Source organism: Geodermatophilus sp. SYSU D00696, assembly GCF_054050235.1.
On the sequence record NZ_JBJGYY010000009.1, the window covers coordinates 102,208 to 126,556 of the forward strand.

22 protein-coding genes are annotated in these 24,349 nt (G+C 75.1%); 18 read left to right on the forward strand and 4 right to left on the reverse strand.

Going from position 1 to position 24,349, the window contains the following annotated elements; all coding sequences use genetic code 11:
* Positions 1–120: 120 nt before the first annotated feature.
* Entirely contained in the window at positions 121–1,038 is a 918-nt protein-coding gene (locus ACI79O_RS08170; protein WP_456913817.1) for a RecB family exonuclease, read from the reverse strand.
* An 86-nt stretch (positions 1,039–1,124) separates the two neighbouring features.
* Between ACI79O_RS08170 and ACI79O_RS08175 the strand changes: the two genes are divergently transcribed.
* The 10 genes from ACI79O_RS08175 (at position 1,125) to pafA (ending at position 12,147) form a co-directional block, all read left to right on the forward strand.
* Entirely contained in the window at positions 1,125–2,063 is a 939-nt protein-coding gene (locus ACI79O_RS08175; RefSeq protein ID WP_456913818.1) for a tRNA (adenine-N1)-methyltransferase, read from the forward strand.
* A gap of 157 nt (positions 2,064–2,220) precedes the next feature.
* Positions 2,221–4,002, forward strand: coding sequence for a proteasome ATPase (gene arc, locus ACI79O_RS08180; protein ID WP_456873276.1), 1,782 nt, complete (start codon positions 2,221–2,223; stop codon positions 4,000–4,002).
* A gap of 158 nt (positions 4,003–4,160) precedes the next feature.
* A complete protein-coding gene (locus tag ACI79O_RS08185; RefSeq protein WP_456913819.1) occupies positions 4,161–5,045 on the forward strand; it encodes a septum formation family protein in 885 nt (294 codons plus the stop codon).
* Positions 5,046–5,096: 51 nt separating this feature from the next.
* Positions 5,097–6,602 (forward strand): depupylase/deamidase Dop, encoded by a 1,506-nt coding sequence (gene dop, locus ACI79O_RS08190; protein WP_456913820.1) that lies wholly within the window; start codon positions 5,097–5,099, stop codon positions 6,600–6,602.
* Complete coding sequence (locus tag ACI79O_RS08195; RefSeq protein ID WP_456913821.1) at positions 6,603–7,586, forward strand: acyl-CoA dehydrogenase family protein; 984 nt, start codon at positions 6,603–6,605, stop codon at positions 7,584–7,586. It abuts the gene before it with no gap.
* A 72-nt stretch (positions 7,587–7,658) separates the two neighbouring features.
* Complete coding sequence (locus tag ACI79O_RS08200) at positions 7,659–7,868, forward strand: ubiquitin-like protein Pup (RefSeq protein ID WP_456889891.1); 210 nt, start codon at positions 7,659–7,661, stop codon at positions 7,866–7,868.
* 304 nt (positions 7,869–8,172) lie between these two features.
* Positions 8,173–8,667, forward strand: a complete 495-nt coding sequence (locus ACI79O_RS08205; protein WP_456913822.1) for an endonuclease VII domain-containing protein — start codon at positions 8,173–8,175, stop codon at positions 8,665–8,667.
* A gap of 275 nt (positions 8,668–8,942) precedes the next feature.
* Positions 8,943–9,800 (forward strand): proteasome subunit beta, encoded by an 858-nt coding sequence (gene prcB / locus ACI79O_RS08210; RefSeq protein WP_456873270.1) that lies wholly within the window; start codon positions 8,943–8,945, stop codon positions 9,798–9,800.
* A 5-nt stretch (positions 9,801–9,805) separates the two neighbouring features.
* The gene (gene prcA, locus ACI79O_RS08215; protein ID WP_456889887.1) at positions 9,806–10,732 is read left to right on the forward strand and encodes a proteasome subunit alpha; all 927 of its coding nucleotides are present in this window, start codon (positions 9,806–9,808) and stop codon (positions 10,730–10,732) included.
* A 56-nt stretch (positions 10,733–10,788) separates the two neighbouring features.
* Positions 10,789–12,147, forward strand: a complete 1,359-nt coding sequence (gene pafA, locus ACI79O_RS08220) for a Pup--protein ligase (protein ID WP_456873268.1) — start codon at positions 10,789–10,791, stop codon at positions 12,145–12,147.
* Positions 12,148–12,178: 31 nt separating this feature from the next.
* On the opposite strand, the gene ACI79O_RS08225 is transcribed toward pafA, so the two are convergent.
* Positions 12,179–13,297 (reverse strand): DUF3866 family protein, encoded by a 1,119-nt coding sequence (locus ACI79O_RS08225; protein WP_456889885.1) that lies wholly within the window; start codon positions 13,295–13,297, stop codon positions 12,179–12,181.
* Between the two features lie 78 nt (positions 13,298–13,375).
* Here ACI79O_RS08225 and ACI79O_RS08230 point away from each other — a divergent pair, with 78 nt between their 5' ends.
* From ACI79O_RS08230 to tatC, 5 genes are all read left to right on the forward strand, one after another.
* Positions 13,376–14,365 carry a helix-turn-helix transcriptional regulator gene (locus tag ACI79O_RS08230; protein ID WP_456889883.1) on the forward strand — a complete coding sequence of 330 codons (990 nt, stop codon included), beginning with the start codon at positions 13,376–13,378 and terminating at the stop codon, positions 14,363–14,365.
* Positions 14,362–15,342 (forward strand): helix-turn-helix transcriptional regulator, encoded by a 981-nt coding sequence (locus tag ACI79O_RS08235; RefSeq protein ID WP_456889881.1) that lies wholly within the window; start codon positions 14,362–14,364, stop codon positions 15,340–15,342. The genes ACI79O_RS08230 and ACI79O_RS08235 overlap by 4 nt, the downstream gene beginning before the upstream one ends.
* 10 nt (positions 15,343–15,352) lie before the next feature.
* Complete coding sequence (locus ACI79O_RS08240; RefSeq protein WP_456889879.1) at positions 15,353–15,559, forward strand: hypothetical protein; 207 nt, start codon at positions 15,353–15,355, stop codon at positions 15,557–15,559.
* Between the two features lie 95 nt (positions 15,560–15,654).
* Positions 15,655–15,981 carry a Sec-independent protein translocase subunit TatA gene (gene tatA / locus ACI79O_RS08245; protein ID WP_456889877.1) on the forward strand — a complete coding sequence of 109 codons (327 nt, stop codon included), beginning with the start codon at positions 15,655–15,657 and terminating at the stop codon, positions 15,979–15,981.
* A gap of 20 nt (positions 15,982–16,001) precedes the next feature.
* Positions 16,002–16,958, forward strand: a complete 957-nt coding sequence (tatC, locus tag ACI79O_RS08250; protein WP_456889875.1) for a twin-arginine translocase subunit TatC — start codon at positions 16,002–16,004, stop codon at positions 16,956–16,958.
* A gap of 65 nt (positions 16,959–17,023) precedes the next feature.
* Here tatC and ACI79O_RS08255 read toward each other — a convergent pair whose 3' ends face one another.
* Positions 17,024–18,508 carry a tryptophan 7-halogenase gene (locus ACI79O_RS08255; protein ID WP_456913823.1) on the reverse strand — a complete coding sequence of 495 codons (1,485 nt, stop codon included), beginning with the start codon at positions 18,506–18,508 and terminating at the stop codon, positions 17,024–17,026.
* Positions 18,509–18,705: 197 nt separating this feature from the next.
* Between ACI79O_RS08255 and ACI79O_RS08260 the strand changes: the two genes are divergently transcribed.
* From ACI79O_RS08260 to ACI79O_RS08270, 3 genes are all read left to right on the forward strand, one after another.
* Positions 18,706–19,635 carry a diacylglycerol kinase family protein gene (locus ACI79O_RS08260; protein WP_456913824.1) on the forward strand — a complete coding sequence of 310 codons (930 nt, stop codon included), beginning with the start codon at positions 18,706–18,708 and terminating at the stop codon, positions 19,633–19,635.
* Between the two features lie 163 nt (positions 19,636–19,798).
* The gene (locus ACI79O_RS08265) at positions 19,799–22,645 is read left to right on the forward strand and encodes a DEAD/DEAH box helicase (protein WP_456889868.1); all 2,847 of its coding nucleotides are present in this window, start codon (positions 19,799–19,801) and stop codon (positions 22,643–22,645) included.
* A 128-nt stretch (positions 22,646–22,773) separates the two neighbouring features.
* Positions 22,774–23,373, forward strand: a complete 600-nt coding sequence (locus tag ACI79O_RS08270; protein ID WP_456913825.1) for a DUF4333 domain-containing protein — start codon at positions 22,774–22,776, stop codon at positions 23,371–23,373.
* A gap of 55 nt (positions 23,374–23,428) precedes the next feature.
* On the opposite strand, the gene ACI79O_RS08275 is transcribed toward ACI79O_RS08270, so the two are convergent.
* Positions 23,429–24,346, reverse strand: a complete 918-nt coding sequence (locus ACI79O_RS08275) for a 5'-3' exonuclease (RefSeq protein WP_456913834.1) — start codon at positions 24,344–24,346, stop codon at positions 23,429–23,431.
* Between the last annotated feature and the right edge of the window lie 3 nt (positions 24,347–24,349).

Consider the following 24,349-nt stretch of genomic DNA (forward strand, 5'->3'; position numbering starts at 1 on the left):
TTATCCCCAACCCTGCCACGGACACGGCCGTGGGCGGCACCGACCAGGAGGGCACCGACCGGGAACGGCACCGGCGGACGGCCACCGCGCGTGGGCTCGCGAGCGGTGAGGGGCTCGCCGTCAGTCGCGCTCGACGACCGGCAGCGTCGCCCACCCGGCCGCGGCCGCCGCCTCGGCGGGGAAGGGCGGGGGAGTGCCGCCGAAGGAGGGGCACAGCGCCTGGTGGTCGCACCAGTCGCACAGACGGGTGCGGTTGGGCCGGAAGTCGCCGGTGGCCACCGCCCGCTCGATCGCCGCCCAGATCGCCAGCAGCGTGCGCTCGAAGCGCACCAGCTCGCCCTCGTCGGGGGCGTAGGTGAGGGCCTCGCCGTCGCCGAGGTAGATGAGCTTGAGCTGGCTGGCCACCACGCCGCGGGTGCGCCACAGCACCAGCGCGTAGAACTTCATCTGGAACAGCGCCTTGGCCTCGAACGCCTCCCGCGGCATCGAGCCGGTCTTGTAGTCGACCACCCGCAGCGCGCCGTTGCGGGCGACGTCGAGCCGGTCGACGTAGCCGCGCAGCAGCAGCCCGTCGGGCAGGGTGACCTCGACCAGCTGCTCGCGGCCCTCGGGCTGGATGCGGGTCGGGTCCTCCAGCCGGAAGTAGGTCTCGACCAGCTTGCCGGCCGACTCCAGCCACGCCTCCAGCGACGGCGGCTGCCCGCCGTCCTCGCCCGGGGCGAACAGCGCCGCGACCTCCGGGTCGGCGCGCAGCTCCTCCCACGCCGGGCCGACCAGCTCGCGGGCGGCCTCGACGGTGCGCTGGGCCTGCGGCAGGTCGTAGAGCCGCTCGAGGACGGCGTGCACCAGGGTGCCGCGCACCGCCGCCGCGCTGCGCTTCTCGGGCAGCCGGTCGATGGTGCGGAAGCGGTAGAGCAGCGGGCAGGTCTTGAAGTCCGCCGCACGGCTGGGCGACAGCGACGGCCGGCGCGGCGCGGTCCCTCCGGGGGACTGCTCACCGTCACCGGGTGCCGTGTCGGGGAAGACGACTGCCGTCATGGGTTCGAGGCTAGGTCGCTCCTCCGACAGTTCCGAGTGCCCGCGCCGGACGGACCCGTCCGGCCGCTCGCCTAGGCTGGCCGCCCGTGGACCCGCAGCCCGAGCCCAGCCAGACCGCGGCGAGCGCCGCGCCCGCGCCCGCCTCCGACCCGGTCCCCGAGCGCGCTCCCGGGAGCGGCGGGGGGCAGGAGGCTCCCTCGCCGGTGCCGGGCGCCTTCGCCGCCGGCGACCGGGTGCAGCTCACCGACCCGAAGGGCCGGCTGCACACCGTCGTCCTCGAACCGGGCAGGCAGTTCCACACCCACCGCGGCGCCATCGCCCACGACGACCTCATCGGCGCCCCCGAGGGCTCGGTCGTGCACTCCACCGCCAACACCGGCTACCTGGCGCTGCGGCCGTTGCTGGCCGACTTCGTGCTGTCCATGCCGCGCGGGGCCCAGGTCATCTACCCCAAGGACGCCGCGCAGATCGTCGGCAGCGGCGACATCGGCCCCGGCATGCGGGTGCTGGAGGCCGGCGCGGGGTCGGGGGCGCTGACCTGCTCGCTGCTGCGCGCCGTCGGCGAGCACGGCCGGGTGACCAGCTACGAGCGGCGGGAGGACTTCGCCGACGTCGCCCGCGGCAACGTCGGCGCCTTCTTCGGCGGGGTGCCGGACACCTGGGACCTGCGGCTGGGCGACCTCGCCGGCCACCCCGCCGAGGAGGTCGTCGACCGGGTCGTGCTCGACATGCTCGAGCCCTGGGCGGTGCTGCCCACCGTCGCCGCGGCGCTGCGCCCCGGCGGCGTGCTCGTCGGCTACGTGGCCACGGTCACCCAGCTGTCGACCTACGTCGAGGCGCTGCGCGCCCAGGGCTGCTGGACCGAGCCCTACGCCTGGGAGTCGCTGGTGCGCCCCTGGCACGCCGTCGGCCTCGCGGTGCGTCCCGAGCACCGCATGGTCGCCCACACCGCGTTCCTGGTGACCGCCCGCCGGCTGGCCGAGGGCGTCGTCGCCCCGGTGCGCCAGCGCCGTCCGCAGAAGTAGAAGGACCCCGGTGCCCCCCACCCCTCGCAGGCTCGGGGCGGGCCCCTGCACCGGGGCCGCTCAGGCGCGTCACCTCCCGCGCGAGCCCCGGGCAGGGTGTCGGTCGGCGTGTATAGATTTGCCTCCTGGCTCCCCCTGATGTGTGCGGAGGTGCGCGATGGGCCCCGGCCATGGCGATGGTCCCGACGAGTTCCGAGCGCGGCGCGAGCGTGACGTCTCCGCCCTGCTCGCCCAGATCTCCTACCTCGAGGAGGAGATCGGCCTGCTGCGCCGCAAGGTGTCCGAGAGCCCGCGCCAGGTGCGGGTGCTGGAGGAGCGGATCGCCGAGGCGGAGGGCCGCGCGGCCTTCCTCTCCGAGCGCAACGACAAGCTGGCCGGCACGCTGCGCGACGCCCGCGAGCAGCTGGTCACGCTCAAGGAGGAGGTCGACCGGCTCGGCCAGCCGCCGTCGGGCTACGGCGTCTTCCTCGGCCGGCACGACGACGGCACCGTCGACGTCTTCACCGGCGGCCGCAAGCTGCGGGTGTCGGTCTCCCCGGCGGTCGAGGGGGAGGCGCTGCGCCCCGGCCAGGAGGTCATGCTCAACGAGGCGATGAACGTCGTCGAGGCGCTCGGCTTCGAGAAGCAGGGCGACGTCGTCATGCTCAAGGAGCTGCTCGAGCCCCTCGACGGCGTCACCCAGCGCGCGCTGGTCATCGGCCACACCGACGAGGAGCGCGTGGTCTTCCTCGCCGACTCCCTGACCGACCAGCCGCTGCGGGTCGGTGACTCGCTGCTGCTGGAGTCCCGGTCGGGCTACGTCTACGAGCGGATCCCCAAGAGCGAGGTCGAGGAGCTCGTCCTCGAGGAGGTCCCCGACATCGACTACTCCGACATCGGTGGCCTGGCCCGGCAGATCGAGCAGATCCGCGACGCCGTCGAGCTGCCGTTCCTGCACGCCGACCTGTTCCGCGAGTACGAGCTGCGCCCGCCCAAGGGCATCCTGCTCTACGGCCCGCCCGGCTGCGGCAAGACGCTCATCGCCAAGGCGGTGGCCAACTCGCTGGCCAAGAAGGTCGCCGCGGTGAAGGGGGAGGGGCAGGCCAAGTCCTACTTCCTCAACATCAAGGGCCCGGAGCTGCTCAACAAGTACGTCGGCGAGACCGAGCGGCACATCCGGCTGGTGTTCCAGCGCGCCCGGGAGAAGGCCAGCGAGGGCACGCCGGTCATCGTGTTCTTCGACGAGATGGACTCGATCTTCCGCACCCGCGGGTCGGGCGTGTCCTCCGACGTGGAGTCCACGATCGTCCCGCAGCTGCTCAGCGAGATCGACGGCGTCGAGGGCCTGGAGAACGTCATCGTCATCGGCGCCTCCAACCGCGAGGACATGATCGACCCGGCGATCCTGCGCCCCGGCCGGCTCGACGTGAAGATCAAGATCGAGCGGCCCGACGCCGAGGCCGCCCGCGACATCTTCAGCAAGTACCTGACGCCGTCGCTGCCCATCCACCCCGACGACCTCGCCGAGAACGGCGGCAGCGCCGAGGCGACCATCCAGGCGATGATCCAGCGCACCGTCGAGCGGATGTACACCGAGAGCGAGGAGAACCGCTTCCTCGAGGTCACCTACGCCAACGGGGACAAGGAGGTCCTGTACTTCCGGGACTTCAACTCCGGGGCGATGCTGCAGAACATCGTCGACCGGGCCAAGAAGATGGCCATCAAGGAGAGCCTGGAGACCGGCTCGCGCGGCCTGCGGGTCGGCCACCTGATGCAGGCCTGCGTCGACGAGTTCAAGGAGAACGAGGACCTGCCCAACACCACCAACCCCGACGACTGGGCGCGGATCTCGGGCAAGAAGGGCGAGCGGATCGTCTACATCCGCACGCTCATCAGCGGCAAGGGCAACGACTCCGGCCGCGCCATCGACACGGCCACCAACACCGGCCAGTACCTCTGAGCCGGTCCCGGCCACCCCGTCGCCGGCACGGGATGGCCGGGCACCGCGCCGCGGCCCGGGGCCGTTGCGCCCCTCGTCGCCGCGTGCTACCTGGTTGCCCGCCGGGATGCCCGGGCCCGGTGGAGGGGCCAGGTCATCCCGGCGGGAAGGCCAGGAGCATGCGGCGTGCACACCGGTGCGGTGCGGGTGGGCTGCTCGCCGTGCTCCTGGTCACCGGGTGCGTCGACACCGTCCACGGCTCGGCCTCCTACGCCGCCCTCGAGGTGGCCAAGCCGACCGTGCCCCCCGCCGACCCCGGCTCGCTGGACCCCGCGCAGCCCCCGCTGGTGGGCACCTGCTGGACGATCGCCGAGGGCCAGGAGGGCACGCCGCTGGACCCACCCGACCGGGCCGACTGCTCGGGCTCCCACAACGCCGAGACGGCCGTGGTGGGGGAGAGCGGGCTGGCCGACGACGCCCCCCGCCCGACGCAGGCCGACCTCGACGACCCCGACAGCCCGATCAGCGGCGCCCTGGCCGACCTGTGCGACCTCGACGTCGTCCGCGAGTACCTGGGCGGGGACGCCCTCGACGACCCCTACGCCTGGTTCGCCCCCTACCTGCCCGACGCCGAGCAGTGGGCCGCCGGCGCGCGCTGGATCCGCTGCGACGTCTTCCACGGCTACCTCGTGCCCGAGACCGCGCCCGGCGTGCTGGCCGGCGTGCTGCAGGGCGAGGACGCCGCCCGGCACCGCACCTGCTTCGTCGGGTCGGTGGCCGACTACACCGTGGTGCCGTGCTCGGAGCCGCACGAGGCCGAGCCGGTCGGCACCGAGGTCGCCGACCTGCCCGAGGGCGCGCCGCACCCGGACGAGGAGACCCGCCGGTCGGTCGTGGGCAGCTGCACCGCGGCGGCCGAGGACTACGGCGGCGGCGCGGTGCCGGCCGGCTACGTCGTCGACGTCTGGACCGACACGCCCGCGGAGTGGCCGGAGTACCCCTACGGCCGGTGCGTCCTGGTCCCCGCGGGCGGCGGCCGGACGACGACGAGCGTGCGCGCCTGACCTGCCGCGGCGCCGCAGGGCGGCCCGCCGGCGGGGCCTAGTCTCGGTCGCATGAGCGTTCGGCGGGTGATGGGGACCGAGGTCGAGTACGGCATCTCGGTGCCCGGGCAGCCCACGGCCAACCCGACCACCCTCTCCAGCCAGGTGGTCAACGCCTGGGCGGTGGCCGACGCGCCGACCCGCCGCCGGCCGCGGTGGGACTTCGAGGAGGAGTCGCCGTTGCGCGACGCCCGCGGGTTCGACCTCTCCCCGGCCCAGGCCCTCGACCACAACGACCTCGAGGAGGACTCGGGGATGGCCAACGTCATCCTCACCAACGGCGCCCGGCTCTACGTCGACCACGCCCACCCCGAGTACTCCACGCCGGAGGTCACCAACCCCCGCGACGTCGTGCTGTGGGACAAGGCGGGGGAGCGGGTGATGGCCGAGGCCGCCCGCCGGGCCGCGCGCATCCCGGGCACCCAGCCGATCCAGTTGTACAAGAACAACACCGACGGCAAGGGCGCCAGCTACGGCGCGCACGAGAACTACCTGATGGACCGGCGGACGCCGTTCATCGAGATCATCCGCGGGCTGATCCCGTTCTTCGTCACCCGGCAGGTGTTCGCCGGCGCCGGCCGGGTCGGCATCGGCACCGAGGGCCGCACCCAGGGCTTCCAGATCTCCTCGCGCGCGGACTTCTTCGAGGTCGAGGTGGGCCTGGAGACCACCCTCAAGCGGCCGATCATCAACACCCGCGACGAGCCGCACGCCAACCCCGACGAGTACCGCCGGCTGCACGTGATCGTCGGCGACGCCAACCTCGCCGAGCTGGCGACCTACCTCAAGGTCGGGACGACGGCGCTCGTGCTGGCGATGATCGAGGCGCGGGCGCTGACCGAGGACCTCACCGTGGAGGAGCCGGTGGCCACGCTGCAGGCGGTCAGCCACGACCCCTCGCTGACCCACCTGGTCCGGCTGCGCGACGGCCGGCGGATGACCGCCGTCGACGTCCAGCGCGCCTACCTCGACCAGGCCGCCCGCTTCGTCGAGCGCACCGGCGGGGCCGACGCGCAGACCGCCGACGTGCTCCGCCGCTGGGCCGAGGTCCTCGACGCCCTCGCCGACGACCCGCTGCGGCTGGCCGACCGGCTCGACTGGCCGGCCAAGCTGCGCCTGCTCGAGGGCTACCGGTCCCGCGACGGGCTGGGCTGGGGCGACTCCCGGCTGCAGCTGGTCGACCTGCAGTACTCCGACGTCCGGCCGGACAAGGGGCTCTACCACCGGCTGGTGGCCCGCGGCTCGATGCAGCGGCTGCTCACCGACGAGGAGGTGACCCGCGCGATGGTGACCCCGCCCAGCGACACCCGGGCGTTCTTCCGCGGCGAGTGCCTGCGGCGCTTCCCCGCGCAGGTGGCCGCGGCGTCGTGGGACTCGGTGGTCTTCGACCTCGGGCGGGAGAACCTGGTGCGGATCCCGACGATGGAGCCGCTCAAGGGCACCCGCGACCACGTGGGCGTGCTGTTCGAGTCGACGTCGAGCGCGCAGGAGCTGGTCGACACCATCACCGGCGGCTGAGTGACCGCCCCGGTCGAGGTCGCCCGCCGGCTGGCCGAGGAGCTGCTCGCGCCCGCGGCCGCCGCCGTCGACGCCGGTGGCGTCCTCCCGCGCGGGCACCTCGACGCCCTGGCCGGAGCCGGCCTGTACGGGCTGGTCGGCCCGCCCGCCGCCGGGGGAGGAGGCGCCGACGGCGCGACGCTCGCCGCGGTCGTCGAGGAACTCGCGGCCGGCGACCTCGCGACCGCGTTCGTCTGGCTGCAGCACCACGGCGCCGTCGGCCGGCTGGCCGCCGCCGGGACGCACCCGGACCTGCTGGCCGACCTGTGCCGCGGCCGGCGGCGGGGCGGGATCGCGCTGCAGGCGGCCACCCGCCCGGACGCCGCGCCGGTCACCCTGCGGTGGGACGGCGGGGACCCGGTGCTCGACGGGGCCGTGCCGTGGGTGACCGGCTGGGGGCTGGTCGACGTGCTGCTCGTCGCCGCCCGCGACGGCGACGACGTGGCCTACGCACTCGTCGACGCCGTCGAGGGGCCGACCCTGCAGGCGGTGCCGCAGTCGCTGGCGGCGGTGCAGGCCAGCGCGACCGTGGAGCTGCGGCTGACCGGTCACCGGGTGCCGGCCGGGCGGCTGCTGGGCACCACCCCGGTGGCCGAGGTGCGGGCGGCGGACGCGGCCGGGTTGCGGGTCAACGGCTCGCTGGCCCTCGGCCTGGTCCGCCGCTGCACGCGGCTGGTCGGTCCCTCGTCGCTGGACGCCGAGCTCGACGCCGTCCGGGCGCGGCTGGACGCCGCCGGTCCGGCGGACCTGCCCGCCGCCCGGGCCGAGGCCGCCGCCCTGGCCCACCGAGCCGCCGGCGCGCTGGCGGTCGTTGGCGGCAGCGGGGCGGCCCGCGCGGGCAGCGTCGCCGAGCGGACGGCGCGGGAGGCGGTGTTCCTGCTGGTGTTCGGCTCCCGGCCGGCCATCCGGGACGCGCTGCTCGAACGGTTGGGCGCCGCCCGTTGAGGGGGCTGGATGTCGGTACCTGCGGGTAGTTTCGGCGGGGACACGCACTCGGCGTGCACCAGGGGAGGGCACATGGCCACCAGGGACACCGGCGGGCAGCAGCGGACCACCCGCACCCGGGAGGAGACCGAGGAGGTCGAGGCGTCGGTCGACACCGAGGTCGCCGAGCGGCACAAGGAGATGTCCGAGGACGTCGACGCCATTCTCGATGAAATCGACGACGTCCTCGAGGAAAATGCGGAGGAATTCGTTCGCTCATATGTGCAAAAAGGGGGCCAGTGAAACCCCATCACGGCTATCCGGAATAGCGGCTTGAATGGTCGCCTCGAAATGGTGTCCTGACTGCGGCACCGACCGTCCGGTCGACCAGTTCACCCGCGACAGGCGCCGAGCGGACGGCCTGGCGTTCTACTGCCGCGACCATGCGCGGGCGAGGTCCCAGGAATCTCGACGGCGGCGGCTCGGTGCGCCGAGCCGCCGCTTCCCAGTGGGTCGAGATGTGCCGTCGGGGTCCAAGTGGTGTCCGGACTGCGACACCGTCAAGCCCGTCTCGGACTTTCCCACGACCACTGCGAACCCCAGTGGCGTGTACACCTACTGCAAGCCCTGTCACAACATCCGCGGTAAGGCTTCCAAGGACAAGGTGGGCGGATCGCGGACCTATCACCTCAAGCGGCGCTACGGCATCACGGCCGAGGAAGCCGACGCGATGCTCGCCGCACAGGGCGGCATGTGTGCCATCTGCGAGGTGGAACCGGCGGTGCACGTCGACCACGACCACGCCACCGGCCGGGTGCGCCAGCTGCTCTGCTTCAACTGCAACGGCGACCTGGGTCAGTTCAAGGACGACCCCGTGGTGCTGCGGGCCGCCGCCGGGTACGTCGAGCGCCACCGCGCGGCGCAGGGCCGGACGGTCGACGAGCCGGTGCCTCGCCAGCGCGTGTCACGGGGGCAGCGACGGTCGCCCCGCCCTGGGGGCCTCGAGCTGCGTCGCCGCGGAGCCGGCTGTCCCACGCACCACCTGGTGCGCGCCCGGGTGGCGGCCTTGATCGCCTCCCTGGAGCGGCCGGCAGCCCGCTGAACCCGGCTCCGGTACGCAGGCGATCCCCTACGAGCACGAGGTCGGCGGGCGGTCGACCGTTATCCCCAACTTCCGCACACGACGGCGGCGGTGGCACGGGCACCGCGACGGACCCGGACCGTCCCCGGGCCGGACGGGGCACCGCCGCCGGCCGCCCGACCGGTCCGTGCCGCAGGTGGGCCGCCAGCAGCGCCGGTAGGGTCGGCGACGAGCCGCCGCGGGTCGCCCGCGGCACGTCGAGGAGCGACCCCGGGAGGGGCGGAGAGGTGGACGGGTTGACCCAGTCGCACACCGGCCGGAGCGGCTTCCCGCCCGCCTACCTGGACCGGGTGGGCTCCTCGTTCACCGACTTCCTCGCCGTCACCGCTCCCGACCTGCTGCCCGGCCGACGCCCCCTGCCCACCGTGAACGCCGGCGACCTCACCCCGCACGGCACCACGATCGTCGCCGTCACCTACGCCGACGGCGTGCTCATGGGCGGCGACCGCCGCGCCACCATGGGCAACCTGATCTCCAGCCGCGACATCGAGAAGGTCTACCCGGCCGACTCGTGGTCGGTCATCGGCATCGCCGGCGCCGCGGGCATCGCCATCGAGATGGTCCGGCTCTACCAGGTCGAGCTCGAGCACTACGAGAAGATCGAGGGGCTCACCCTGAGCCTCGACGGCAAGGCCAACCGGCTCGCCCAGATGATCCGCGGCAATCTCGGCGCCGCGCTGCAGGGCCTCGCCGTCGTCCCGCTGTTCGCGGGCTACGACCTCGACGCCGCCCCGGGCGCCATCCCGGGCCGGATCTTCAGCTACGACGTCACCGGCGGGAACTACGAGGAGCGCGGCTACGCCGCGGTCGGCTCGGGCTCGCTGTTCGCCAAGAACTCGCTGAAGAAGACCTGGCGGCAGGGTCTCGACGGCGACACCGCCACCCGCACCGTGGTCGAGGCGCTCTACGACGCCGCCGACGACGACTCCGCCACCGGCGGTCCCGACCCGGTGCGGCGGCTGTACCCGATCGTCTACCGCGTCGACGCCGAGGGTGCGGTGCGGCTGACCGACGCCGAGGTCGCCGAGGTCGCCGACACCATCGTCACCGAGCGGGCCGCCGCCGACCGCGAGAACGTCGACCGGGGGGCCTGACCGCCATGACCATGCCGTACTACGCCTCGCCCGAGCAGCTGATGCGGGACCGCTCGGAGTACGCCCGCAAGGGCATCTCGCGCGGCCGCAGCGTCGCCGTGCTCACCTACGCCGACGGCGTGCTGTTCATCGCCGAGAACCCCAGCTCCACGCTGCACAAGGTGGGCGAGATCTACGACCGGATCGGCTTCGCCGCCGTCGGCCGCTACAGCGAGTTCGAGAGCCTGCGGGTGGCGGGAGTGCGGCTGGCCGACGTCCGCGGCTACTCCTACAACCGGCGCGACGTCACCGGCCGGGTCATCGCCAACGCCTACGCGCAGACCCTCGGCGCGATCTTCACCGAGCAGATGAAGCCCTACGAGGTGGAGCTGTGCGTCGCCGAGGTCGGCACCGACCCCGAGGGCGACCAGCTCTACCGGCTGACCTTCGACGGCTCGGTCGTCGACGAGCCCGACTTCGTCGTCATGGGCGGGCAGGCCGAGGCCGTCTCCGGCCACCTGCGGGAGAACTTCCGGGCGGGCCTGCCGCTGGGGGAGGCGCTGATGGTCGGCGTCCGCGCGCTGTCGGCGGTCAGCCCGGCGATGTCGAGCGGCAACGGGCACGGCGAGCTGCTCGCCGCCACCCAGCTCGAGGTCGCCGTCCTCGACCGGCGGCGGCCCAAGCGGGCGTTCCGGCGGGTGGTGGGCGCCGCCCTGCGGTCGCTGCTGGGGGAGAAGGCGACCGGCGACGCCGCCACCGAGGGCGCCACCCACGCGCACACCCCCAGCGCGCCGCAGCCGGGCACCCCGGCCGGTCTCGGCGACCCCGCCGCGCCGGACACCGCGGGCGGCGCGGCCGGCACCGGGGAGGGCAGCGGCCCTCAGCAGGACCCGGCCGACGGCGAGGGCGGCGGCACCGACGGCGGTACCGGCAGCGGGTCCGGAGCGTCCTGACCGACGGGCCGCGGCGGGAAACGGCCGGAGTCGCATCCGGCGCCTAGGCTCGGTCCGTGGACCGACGGATCTTCGGCATCGAGACCGAGTACGGCGTCACGTGCACGTTCCGGGGACAGCGCCGGCTGTCGCCGGACGAGGTCGCGCGCTACCTGTTCCGCCGCGTGGTGTCGTGGGGGCGCAGCTCCAACGTGTTCCTCCGCAACGGGTCGCGGCTCTACCTCGACGTCGGCAGCCACCCCGAGTACGCCACCGCCGAGTGCGACGACCTCGTCGAGCTCGTGGTCCACGACAAGGCCGGCGAGCGGATCCTCGAGGGCCTGCTGGTCGACGCCGAGCAGCGGCTGGCCGAGGAGGGCGTGACCGGCGACATCTACCTGTTCAAGAACAACACCGACTCGGCCGGCAACAGCTACGGCTGCCACGAGAACTACTGCGTCGGCCGGCACGGGGAGTTCAGCCGGCTGGCCGACGTGCTCATCCCGTTCCTGGTCAGCCGGCAGCTGGTGGTGGGCGCGGGCAAGGTGCTGCAGACCCCCCGCGGGGCGATCTACTGCGTCAGCCAGCGCGCCGAGCACATCTGGGAGGGCGTGTCCTCGGCCACCACCCGCTCGCGGCCGATCATCAACACCCGCGACGAGCCGCACGCCGACGCCGAGCGCTACCGGCGGCTGCACGTCATCGTCGGCGACTCGAACATGAGCGAGACGACGACGCTGCTCAAGGTCACGATCACCGACCTGGTGCTGCGGATGGTCGAGGCCGGGGTGCCGATCAAGGACATGGCGCTGGAGAACCCGATCCGGGCCATCCGCGAGATCAGCCACGACACCACCGGCCGGCGCAAGGTCCGCCTGGCCAACGGCCGGGAGATGTCGGCGCTGGAGATCCAGGCCGAGTACCACTCGCGGGCGGCGGAGTTCGTCGACCGGGAGGGCTTCGGCCCGGTGCACCGGCAGATGCTCGAGCTGTGGGGGCGGGTGATCAAGGCCGTCGACACCGGCGACCTCTCGCTCATCGACCGCGAGATCGACTGGGCCATCAAGCTCTCGCTCATCGAGCGGTACCGGGCCAAGCGCGACCTGTCGCTGTCCTCGCCGCGGGTGGCGCAGATGGACCTCGCCTACCACGACATCTCCCGCACCCGCGGGCTGTACTACCTGCTCGAGCGGGCCGGCCAGGTCGAGCGGGTGGCGCACGAGCCGCGGGTGTTCGAGGCGAAGAACGTGCCGCCGCAGACCACCCGCGCCAAGCTGCGCGGGGAGTTCATCCGCCGGGCGCAGGAGAAGCGGCGCGACTTCACCGTCGACTGGGTCCACCTCAAGCTCAACGACCAGGCGCAGCGCACCGTGCTGTGCAAGGACCCGTTCAAGAGCGTCGACGAGCGGGTGGAGAAGCTCATCGCCAGCATGTGACCTGTGCACTTCCGCGGAAGTGCACAGGGGGTCAGGCGTCCTCGGGCAGCGGCACCCGCAGGGCGGCGTAGCGGCCGGCCGCGGCGGCGGCGAGGAAGTACGCGCGCTCCTCGGGCCAGCCGCGGCCCATCGTCGACAGCGTCACCGGGGACAGCTGCAGCGCCTCGTCGAGCCCGTCGACGTCGACCCACACGACCCGGTTGCGCTCGGGCTGCCCGGCCAGGTCCTCCTCGACCTGCTGCCCGAGCTCCGAGCCCAGCCCGCGCGGGGCCACCAGCGTCACCCCGGCCAGCGCCACCCGGCCGAAGGCGGTCAGCGAGTGGTGGGACACGCCGCGGTGGCGCGGGCGCGGGTCGGCGTCGGAGATCCGCAGGGCGCCGATCGGCTCCCCGCCGAGCACGCTGACGGCGTTGCACGCCTCGCCCGCGGCCACGCCGGAGAAGCCCCACGGGGTGCCGGTGCCCAGGTTCCCCGGGCCCTGGGTGACCACCGCGACGTCGGCGCCGAGCACGTGCCGGGCGGCGAGCAGGCCGGTGTGCAGGGTGACCGCCTCCAGGTCCCCGCCGAAGGCCTGCCCGACGGTGACCACCCCGGTCAGCGACGGCGCCAGGGTGTGCAGCGTGCGGGAGAACCCGGCGACCAGCGCGCCGCCGTCGGTCATGACGTAGGCGACCTTGAGGTCGGGGTCGGTGGCGAACACGCCGATGAGCGCGGCCGGCAGCGCCGAGTGCAGGTCGGCGACGACGACCGGCATGCCGCCGAGGTCCTCGGCCTCGGCGATCGCGGCGTGGTGCTCGGTGTCCTGCTCGTCGACGCCCTGCACGCTGACCTGCATCGGCGTGTACCGGGCCTTGACCAGGTGCCCGGGGCCGGCCGGGTCGGGCGGCAGCCGGTCGGGGACGGCGACGACGAGCGCGTAGCCGCCGGTGCCCAGCCGCTGCGCCCACGCGGTGGTGTTGAGCAGCACCTCGTCGCCGACCTCGGGGACGCCGACCAGCGACGGGTGCGCCAGCGACCGCACCTCGCCGTCGCCGGGCACCTCCACGGTCAGCTCCACCGCGTCGCGCCAGCTGCGCCCGGTCGCGGTCACCCGCCCGCGTCGCCAGCGGATGCGCTGCCCGTTGCCCTGCACCGTCGTCTCGTCCCCCACGCGGACACGCTAACCAGCGTGCCGGGCGGGCGCGGACCGGACCGGGTGCGACCGGCGCGGTCTGACTAGCCTGGGCCCGTGTCGGCGAAGCGGGCGGAGCGGCTGGTCAACCTGGTCATCGCGCTGCTGGGCACCCGCCAGTACGTGACCGCGGCGCGGATCCGCGCGATCGTGCCCGGCTACGAGCCCGACGACGGCACCGCCCGAGCCGACGAGGCGTTCAAGCGGATGTTCGAGCGGGACAAGGCCGACCTGCGCGAGATGGGCGTGCCGCTGGAGACCGGCCGCACCAGCGTCTTCGACACCGAGGACGGCTACCGCATCGCCCGCGCCGACTACGAGCTGCCCGAGATCACCCTGACCGGCGAGGAGGCCGCCGCCGTCGGTCTGGCGCTGCGGCTGTGGGAGTCCGCCCAGCTCGCCGGCGCGGCGCACAGCGCGCTGGTGAAGCTGCGCGCCGCCGGCCTCGACGTCGACCCCGGGCGGACGCTGCCCATCCAGCCGCGGCTGGACTCCGACGAGCCGGCCTTCGAGCCCTGCTACGCCGCCGCCCGCGACCGCCGCGAGCTGCACTTCGACTACCGCCGTCCCGACGAGGACACCCCCGCCCGCCGCCGGGTGCAGCCGTGGGGCGTGGTGGCCTGGCACGGCCGCTGGTACCTCGTCGGCCTCGACCTCGACCGGCAGGCCCCCCGGGTGTTCCGGCTCTCCCGGGTGGTCGGCACGCCGAAGGCGAGCGGCCCGGACAACGCCTTCGAGCCGCCGGCCGACCTCGACCTCGCCGCCCTGGTCGCCCGGCAGTCCGACCGCTCCGGCGGGGGTGGGGAGCACCTGGTGGTCGTCCGCGCCCGGCCGGGCACCGCGGTCGGGCTGCGCCGCTGGGCGCAGCCGCTGGGTGCCGGGGACGACGGCGAGGACCGGCTGCAGCTGCGCACCACCGAGCCGGGGCGGCTGGCCGACCAGCTGGCCTCCTTCGGCCCGGACGTGGTGGTCGAGGCGCCGGCGGAGGTACGGGCGGCGGTCGTCGAGCGGCTGACCCGGCTGGCCGCGATGGGGGACCGGCCGTGAGCAGCCCGGCGACCAACGAGCGGATGACCCGGCTGCTGTCGCTGGTGCCCTACCTGACCGCGCGGCCGGAGGGGGTGCCGCTGGCGGAGGTGGCCCGCGACTTCGGCGTCCCCGAGCGGCAGCTGCGCCGGGACCTGGAGCTGCTGTGGATGTGCGGCCTGCCCGGCTACGGCCCCGGTGACCTCATCGACCTGTCCTTCGAGGGCGACCGGGTGCGGGTCACCTTCACCGCCGGCATGGTGCGGCCGCTGCGGCTGACCACCGACGAGGCGGTGGCCCTGGTGGTCGCGCTGCGCACCCTGCTGGAGCTGCCCGGGCTGGCCGAGCAGGACGCGGTCGGCCGGGCGCTGGCGAAGGTGTCGGCCGCCGCCGGGCACGCCGCCGAGCGGGTCACCCCGGTGGCGCTGTCGGTCGACGCCCGCGAGCAGGCGCTCGCCGTCGTCCGGGAGGGGCTCGAGCGGGGGCGGGCGCTGCACCTGCACTACTACGTGCCCACCCGCGACGAGCGCACCGAGCGCACCGTCGACCCGATGCGGCTGCACCTGGTCGACGGCCGCTGGTACCTGGAGGCGTGGTCGCGGGAGGTCGCCGGCGTGCGGCTGTTCCGGCTGGACCGCATCGACGAGGTCCGGGTGCTCGACGAGCCGGCCGCCCCCCCGCCGCAGGCCGCGCCCCGTGACATCGCCGCCGGGGTGTACCAGCCCGCCCCCGACGCGCCGGTGGTGCGGCTGCGGTTGGCCCGCACCGCCCGCTGGGTGGCCGAGTACTACCCGGTGGAGGACGTCCGCGAGGTCACCGACCCGCCCGGCGGGCTGGCCGTCGCGCTGCGCACCGCCGACCTGGCCTGGGCCCGCCGGCTGGTGGCCTCCCTGGGCGGCGCGGCCACCGTCGACGAGCCCGCCGAGCTGGCCGCGGCGGTGGCGGCCGACGCCCGCGCCGCGCTGGCCCGCTACGGGGTCGAGGGCGCCGCGTCCTAGGGTCGTCGTCGTGCTGTGGGTCGTGTGGATCGCCGTCGTCGTGCTGTCCCTGGTCGTGCTCGGCGTGCTCGTGCACGGCCTGCTCGGCGCCGGCCGGCGGCTGGCCCGCGAGCTGGAGGGCGCCGAGCAGGACGTGCGGCCCTTCCTCGAGCAGGCGCAGGCCACCGCGGCCCGGGCGGCGGCGCTGCAGGACCAACGCCGCACCAGCGACGGCTGAACGGCTGCTGAACGCCCGTCCCCGGCCCGTCCGGCACGCCGGGGACGGGCACCGCGCGGCGTAGCATCGCCTCGTCCACTCGACCTGGAGGACGCATGAACCTCGGCCCGCTGGAGATCGGCCTGATCATCCTGGCCGTCCTGCTGCTGTTCGGCTACAAGAAGCTGCCCGACGCCTCGCGCTCGCTGGGCCGCTCGCTGCGCATCTTCAAGGGCGAGATGAAGGGCATGAAGGACGACGACACCCGCGCCCCGGCGGGTGCACCGGCGGCCGCCGCGGTGGTGCCGCCGGCCCCGGCCCAGCTCGACGCCGCCGACCGTGACCGGCGGGCGCAGCTGGAGGCCGAGGCGGCCGCGGCCGAGGCGCGCGCGGCCGAGCTGCGGGCGCGCGCCGCGCGCCCCGGCGTCGCCGACCCCCGCTGAGCACACCCGGGAGCAGGGACGTGAGCGGGTCCTCCGCGCGGCTGCCGCGCCGCCGGCGCCGGCGACCGCCCCGGGACCCCGAGGCGACGATGTCCCTCGTCGCCCACCTCACGGAGCTCCGCAACCGCATCGCCAAGGCGCTGCTGGCGCTGGCGCTGGGCACCGTCGTCGGGTTCCTCTGGTACGACCACGGGCTGCTGACCTTCCTCAGCGCGCCCTACTGCTCGCTGCCGGCCGAGCTGCGCTTCCAGGGCGACGAGAACTGCCGCCTGGTCGTGCTCGACGTGTTCGGCGGCGTGCTGCTGCGCCTGAAGATCGGCCTGATCGCCGGGGCCGTGCTGTCCTCGCCGTTCTGGCTGTGGCAGTTGTGGGCGTTCATCACCCCGGGCCTCAAGCGCAACGAGAAGCGCTACGCGGTCACCTTCGTCGCCGCCTCCACGCTGCTGTTCGCCCTCGGCGCGGTGCTGGCCTACGTGACCCTCTACAAGGGGCTGGAGCTGCTGCTCGGGCTCGCCGGTGACGAGGTGGCCTTCCAGCTGACCGCGCCGGACTACCTGGGCTTCGTGATCAGCCTGCTGGTGGCCTTCGGGCTGAGCTTCGAGCTGCCGCTGATCGCGATCGCGCTGAACCTGGTCGGCGTCCTGTCGCACGCGGCACTGGCGAAGAGCCGGCGCTGGATCTTCTTCCTGACCATCGTGTTCGCCGCGTTCGTCACCCCGACGCAGGACCCGTTCACCATGCTGGCCATGGCGCTGCCGATGGTGGTGCTGTTCGAGCTGGCCATCCAGGTCGCCCGGGTCGTGGACAAGCGGCGGGCCAAGCGCGACGCGCTCGAGCACTTCCACGGCCTGTCCGACGACGAGGCCTCCCCGCTCGACGCCCGCCCCTCCCGGCTGGACGCGACCCCGACCTCGCAGGCGGAGCTCGCGGCCGACGACGCCGCGCCGGCCGACCGGCCGGGCGCCCGCTCCCGCTGAGGACAGACCGCTCGTGCGGCCGGTCCGCCGCGGGATCAGCGGGCCGGCCGCTCCGCCTGCGGGGATCAGTGGGGGAGGGCGGGGTCCGGCGGCACCGCGGCCAGCGCCTCGACCAGCAGGCGGCGCGGTGGGCCGACCGGCGCTCCCGGCGGCGGGCCGGCCGGGCGCTCGATGGCGGCCTCCCGTGGCAGGCCCGAGCCCAACACGCCGCTGTCGCCGGCGGTGACCGGACTGTCGCGCCGGTGCTCGGCCCGGGGCGCCGGCCGTCCGGGCAGCCAGCCCTGGGCCAGCATCTCGGCGACCCGGGGGCGCACTGCGGTCAGGGCGGCAGGCGGGTCGACCATGTGCATGTGCCGCAGCACGGCCCGACCCACGACGGGATCGGCGCCGGCGGCGGCCAGCACGAGCAGGTGGGGAACCGGCTGCTGCCCGGCCGGCGGGCCGGTCATCGGCGGGCGGCCGTCGCGCACGTTGCGCCAGGCCTGAGCCCGTGCCACGTCGGTCATCCGGGCGTCGTCGAACCACGCGCGCAGCTCGCCGTCGACCCAGGAGTCGACCTCCGACCGCCACGCGCCGGCGTCGTCCGGGGCGGCGGCCACGGCGCTGACCAGCCGCAGCGCGTGCGTCACCGCCAGCGACAGACCCCGGCCGAAGTGCGGATTGGTGGTGCACACGACGTCGGCGAGGGGAACCAGTCCCAGCGGGGCGGTGTCGTCGAGGGTGCGGAAGATGCTGCGCAGGCCACTCATGACCATGACCGGAGAGACGGCCTCGGCCCGCGCGGGCTCGGTCCACTCCGCGGCCAGGGGCACCACCTGCGTTGCCGCGTCGAAGACGGCCTGCCCCCGCAGCGGCGCCAGCTCCGGGTCGTCCGGCAGGCGGGTGAAGCACACGGAGAACGTGCCGGCGTCGTGGGGGAACACCAGCAGCGCGTAGCCGTCGCCCTCGGCCACCGAGATCACGTTCCGGTTCACCGTGCCGAACCCGGCACCGGGCCTCAGCCGGTAGCGGCGGGAGACGTACACCTCGTCGGCTGGCGCGTCGACCACCTCGCGCAACCAGGGACGGGAGAGCCGTCCCCGCCGGCCGGTGGCGTCGACGACGAGCTCGCCGGGCAGCAGGGAGCCGTCGGCGAGACGGACCCCGCACGCCCGGCCGCGGTCGACGGCGACCTCGCGGACGGCGGCGTCGACCCGCTGCACTCCCGGCTCGGCCTCCACCGCGGCGCGCAGCACCCACTCGAGCGTGCTGCGCCGGCACCACAGGGCGGTCAGGCTGTCGGGCAGGTCCACCGGGCAGGCGCCGCGTGCCATCAGCGCCGCGAGGACGTCGGGCAGCGCGGCCGCCAGCTCTCCGTACAGCCGGGCCAGGAAGGCGTGCGGCTGGTGGAACTGCGCGACGCCGCGCCGCTCCCATGCCTCCACGCCTGCCACGTCCCCGGGTGGCGGGGTGGTGTCCCGGTCGACGAGCCCGACCCGGTGCCCCTGACGGGCGAAGGCGAGAGCCGCCGTGAGCCCGGCGATGCCGGCACCGGCGATGACGACCTGCATGACTCCTCCTGGGATAGGCGGCAGGAACTCACCCGGTCCGCGGGGAAGTCGGTCGGTGAGGTCTTGATCGAGATCGGTCGGGCGGCGACATCATGCACCCGCACCGGTCGGGTGTCCCAGTGCCCGCGGCGGCTGGAGCTGCGAAGATGCACGAACGTGTCACGGGAGAGCCCGGCTCCGACCGGCGGGGAGGCACGGTGGACACCGGCGCGGGGACCAGGATCGACGTCGCCGTCCTCGTCAGCCCCGCCGCCGGGCGGGGCCGGGCCCGGCTGGTCTCCGGCGCGGTCCTCGACGCGCTGACCCGCGGCGGGCTGGCTCCGCGGGTGCTCGACGCGTCCACCCGGGCCGCCGCCGAGCGGGCCGCCGCCGGGGCCGTGGCGGCGGGCACCGGGGCGGTGGTGGCCGTCGGCGGGGACGGCGCCGCGCACGCCGCGCTGCAGGCGGTCGCGGGCACCGGCACGCCGCTGGCGGTCGTCCCGGCCGGCACCGGCAACGACCTGGCGCTGGCGCTGGGCGTGCCGCCCGAGCCGGTGGCCGCCGCCACCGCGGCCGCCGCCGACCTGCGCGGGGGAGAGGTGCGCCCGGTCGACGCCGGCCGGGCCGGGGGCCGCTGGTGGGCCACGGTGCTGTGCTGCGGGTTCGACTCCGCGGTCACCGACCGGGCCGGCCGGCTGCGCTGGCCGCGCGGCCCGCGCCGCTACGACGTCGCGATCCTCGCCGAGCTGGCCCGGCTGCGGCCCCGCGAGGTGGTGCTGACCCTGGACGGGGCGGCGCGGACGGTGCCGGTCACGCTGGTCGCCGTCGGCAACACCGCCTGGTACGGCGGCGGCATGCGGGTGTGCCCGGCCGCCGACCCCGCCGACGGGCTGCTCGACGTCACCGTGGTGGGTCCGGTGTCGCGGCGGGAGCTGGTGCGGACCCGGCCGCAGCTCACCGCCGGCACGCACGTCGAGCACCCGGCGGTCACCGTGCACCGCGCGGCCCGGGTGGAGCTGGCCGGGACCGGGATCACCGCCTGGGCCGACGGGGAGCCGGTGGCGGCGCTGCCGGTGGTCGCCGAGGCGGTGCCCGGCGCGCTGGGCGTGCTGGGCAGCGGCCGTGGGGGCGGCGCCACGATCAGGTGACCTGATCGTGGCGGGTCCTCCCGCACGGTGCGCGCTGAGGGAGGACGCGCTGCGGTGAGGGAGGACGCCGGTCCGCCGCGCCGACGTCCGTCCGTTATCCCCAACCGCCGGGCACAGTCGGCCGACGCGGCGTCCCGCCGGGCGAGCGCCTAACGTGGAGCACATGTCCAGCCCCGCCGAGCGGTACGCGGCTGCCCGGCGGCGCAGCGCGCACCCGACCCTGGCCGACTTCACCGCCGGGCTCGGGTTCTCCCTCGACCCGTTCCAGGTGGAGGCCTGCGAGGCGCTCGACGAGGGCGCCGGGGTGCTGGTGTGCGCCCCCACCGGGGCCGGTAAGACCGTCGTCGGCGAGTTCGCGGTGCACAAGGCGCTCGCGGAGGGCCGCAAGGCGTTCTACACGACGCCGATCAAGGCGCTGTCCAACCAGAAGTACAACGACCTGGTCGACCGCTACGGCGCCGACCGGGTCGGCCTGCTCACCGGCGACAACGCCGTCAACGGCGACGCGCCCGTGGTGGTGATGACCACCGAGGTGCTGCGCAACATGCTCTACGCGGAGTCCCCGGCCGTCGACGGCCTCGGCTACGTGGTCATGGACGAGGTGCACTACCTCGCCGACCGGTTCCGCGGCGCGGTGTGGGAGGAGGTGATCATCCACCTCCCGCAGTCGGTGACGCTCGTGTCGCTGTCGGCGACGGTGAGCAACGCGGAGGAGTTCGCCGACTGGCTGGTCACCGTGCGCGGGCACACCCGGGTCGTCGTCAGCGAGGTGCGGCCGATCCCGCTGTGGCAGCACATGCTCGTCGGCAACCGGGTGTTCGACCTGTTCAGCCTGCGGCCGGCCGCGCACGCCGCCGAGCAGGGCGGGGACCCGCGCCAGCAGTCCACCCGGGAGCGCGGTGCCAGCGTCGTCGACCCCGAGCTGGTGCGCTACGTGCGCGAGTACGAGCGGCGGCTGGACACCTGGGGCGGCGGCAACGGCGGCGGCCGCCGCGACCGCGACTGGCACCGGCCGCGCTACCGGCCGCCGGCCCGGCCGGAGGTGGTCGAGCGGCTCGACCGGGCCGGGCTGCTGCCGGCGATCACCTTCATCTTCAGCCGCAACGGCTGCGACGCCGCCGTCGCCCAGTGCCTGCAGTCCGGGCTGCGGCTGACCGACGAGGCCGAGCGCGCCGAGATCGCCCGCATCGTCGACGAGCGCACCGCCGGCCTGCCCGAGGAGGACCTGCACGTCCTGGGCTTCTGGGAGTGGCGCGAGGGGCTGCTGGCCGGGATCGCCGCCCACCACGCCGGGCTGGTGCCGGCGTTCAAGGAGACCGTCGAGGAGTGCTTCGTGCGCGGCCTGGTCAAGGCCGTGTTCGCCACCGAGACCCTCGCGCTGGGCATCAACATGCCCGCCCGCACGGTGGTGCTCGAGCGGCTGGTCAAGTGGAACGGCGAGGCGCACGTCGACGTCACGCCGGGGGAGTACACCCAGCTGACCGGGCGGGCCGGGCGGCGCGGCATCGACGTCGAGGGGCACGCGGTCGTCGTCTGGGCGCCGGGCATGGACCCCTCGGTGGTCGCCGGGCTGGCCAGCACCCGCACCTATCCGCTGCGGTCGAGCTTCCGGCCCAGCTACAACATGGCGGTCAACCTGGTCGGCTCGTTCGGCCGGGCCCGCGCCCGGGAGCTGCTGGCCTCCTCCTTCGCCCAGTTCCAGGCCGACCGCTCGGTGGTGGGGCTGGCCCGGCAGGCCGCGCGGTCCGAGCGCGACGCCGAGCGGTTCGCCGCGGAGATGGCCACCGAGGGCGGGGACGTGCTCGCCTACGCCCGGCTGCGCCGCGAGATCGCCGACCGGGAGCGGGAGCTGTCCCGCGACTCGGCGGCCAAGCGCCGGATGGAGGCCGCCGACGCGCTGGCCGCGCTGCGCCCCGGCGACGTCATCCGGGTGCCCTCGGGCCGCCGGCAGGGCCTGGCCGTCGTGCTGGACCCGGGGATCACCGACCTGGCCGACCCCCGGCCGCTGGTGCTCACCGAGGACAAGTGGGCCGGCCGGCTGGGCAGCGTGGACTTCCCGACGCCGGTCACCGCGCTGGCCCGGGTGCGGGTGCCGCGGAACTTCAACCACCGCAGCCCGCACGCCCGCCGCGACCTGGCCTCCACGCTGCGCACCGCCCGCCTGGAGAACGACCTGGGCGCCCGGCGGGTCAAGCACCGCTCGGCCGCCGCCGACGACCCGGTGCTGGCCGACCTGCGCCGGGCGGTGCGCAACCACCCGGTGCACGCCCTGCCCGACCGGGAGGAGCGGGTCCGCTTCGCCGAGCGGTACCTGCGGGCGGTCGCCGACGCCGAGGCCACGCACCGCAGGATGGCCGAGCGCACCGGCTCGCTGACCCGGCAGTTCGACCGCACCTGCGACGTCCTCGAGGAGCTGGGCTACCTGGTGCCCGAGCCGGCGCCGCTGGTGCCGGTCGACAGCGACGAGGTCGCGGCGGTCGACGACGTCCCGCGGGTCACCGAGGAGGGCCGCCGGCTGGCCCGCATCTGGTCGGAGGGCGACCTGCTCGTCGCCGAGTGCCTGCGCGCCGGCGCCTGGCGCGGCCTGGGCCCCGCCGAGCTCGCCGCCGCCGTGTCCACGCTGGTGTTCGAGGCACGCCGGGAGACCCCGGGGCAGCCGGCCGTGCCGGGCGGGGCGGTGGCCGCCGCGATCGGCGAGATGCGCCGGATCCGCTCGCGGCTGCAGGACGTCGAGCTCGACCGCGGCCTGCCGGCCACCCGGGACCTGGACCTGGGGTTCGCGTGGGCGGCGTACCGGTGGGCCGACGGGCAGACCCTCGACCGGGTGCTCGCCGGCGCCGAGCAGGCCGGCACCGAGCTCTCCGGCGGCGACTTCGTCCGGTGGGCGCGCCAGCTGGTCGACGTGCTCGACCAGCTGGCGAAGGTGGCCGACGAGGCGGTGGCGGGGGTGGCGCGGGCCGCGGTGGGCCGGATCCGGCGCGGCGTGGTGGCGGTCGCCGTCAGCGGCTGACCCGGGCGGGCCGGGCCGCGGCGCGCGGCGGCCGTGCGGGCCGTCCGGTGGTGCACAATCGCCCCGCTCCCGTGACGCAGTGTCATGGGAGGACCCGGATGGGTCGACGGGAACGAGCAGGAGCGACGATGACCAACCCCCCGCAGGGTGGCCAGCCGGGGCAGTACGGGCAGCCGGGGCAGTACGGCCAGCAGCCGGGACAGCCGGGCCGGTACGGGCAGCCCGGGCAGTACGGCCAGCCGGGAGGGCAGTACGGGCAGCCCGGGCAGCAGCCCGGCCAGTACGGGCAGCCGGGGCAGTACTCCCAGCCGGGGCAGTACGGCCAGCAGCCCGGCCAGTACGCGCAGCCCCAGTACGGCCAGCCGGGGCAGTACGGGCAGCCGGGGGGCTACGGGCAGCCGGGCTTCGGCCAGCAGCCGAAGAAGTCGCGGACCGGGCTGATCGTGGGCCTGGTGGCGCTCGCCGTCGTCGTCATCGCCGCGGCCGTCGTGCTGCCGCTGGTGCTGGGCCGGGACGTCCTCGACCGCGGCCGCGCCGAGCGCGACATCGCCGAGCAGTTCAGCGAGACCTTCGGCGTGGGCATCGAGGTCAGCTGCGAGCAGGAGATGGTGGTGGAGAACGGCGCCACCTACGAGTGCTCGGGCACCACCGAGGACGACGAGGACGTGACGATCCGCGTCGCGATCACCGACGAGGACTCCGCGGCCTACACCTGGGACGTCGCCTGAGGGACGTCGCCCGGGGGACGTCGCGCGGGCGGACCCGTCCCGCCGGCCGGCGTCCTCAGTCGAGGACGTCGGACGGCCAGCCCAGTGCGGCGCCCAGCCGCCCCAGCGACGAGCGCAGTCCGTGCGCCTCGGCCAGCCCGGCCAGCGCCGCGGCGTCGGCCGGCCGGCGGGGCAACGTCCCCTCGACCGCCGGCAGGTCGATGTGGCGGGCCACGGCCACCACCACCGGCGCGGCGTCGAGGTACTCCGCGCCGGCGTGCAGCCGCTTGAGGACCGCTCCGGTCAGCGGCGCGCTCGGCACCACCGTCCGGGCCGCGGCCGCGCGGATGCCGGCCAGGTCGCCGAACTCGCTGACCAGCGCCGCGGCCGTCTTCGCGCCGATGCCGGCCACCCCGGGCAGCCCGTCGCTGGGGTCGCCGCGCAGCACCGCGAAGTCGGCGTAGGCGCGCCCGGGGATGCCGTACTTGGCGGTCACCGCGGCCTCGTCGACCACCTCGATGTCGGTGATGCCGCGCGCGGTGTAGAGCACCCGGACGCCGCGGGCGTCGTCCACGAGCTGGAACAGGTCCCGGTCGCCGGTGACGACGTCGACCGCCCCGCGGGCGCGGGTGGCCAGCGTGCCGATGACGTCGTCGGCCTCGTAGCCCGCCGCCCCGACGCGGGCGATGCCGGCCGCGGCCAGGACGTCGACGAGCACCGGCACCTGCGGGCCGAGCTCGTCGGGGGTCTCCTCGCCGCCGTCGGGGGAGAGCCGGTGTGCCTTGTACGACGGCAGCGCCGCGACCCGGAACGCCGGCCGCCAGTCGTCGTCCCAGCAGGCCACCAGCCGGTCGGGGGCGTGCGCGGTGAGCAGCCGGGCGGTCATGTCCAGGAAGCCGCGGACGGCGTTGACCGGCCGCCCGTCGGGCGCGGTCACGCTGGTCGGGACGCCGTAGAACGCCCGGAAGTAGAGGCTGGCGGCGTCGAGCAGCATCGT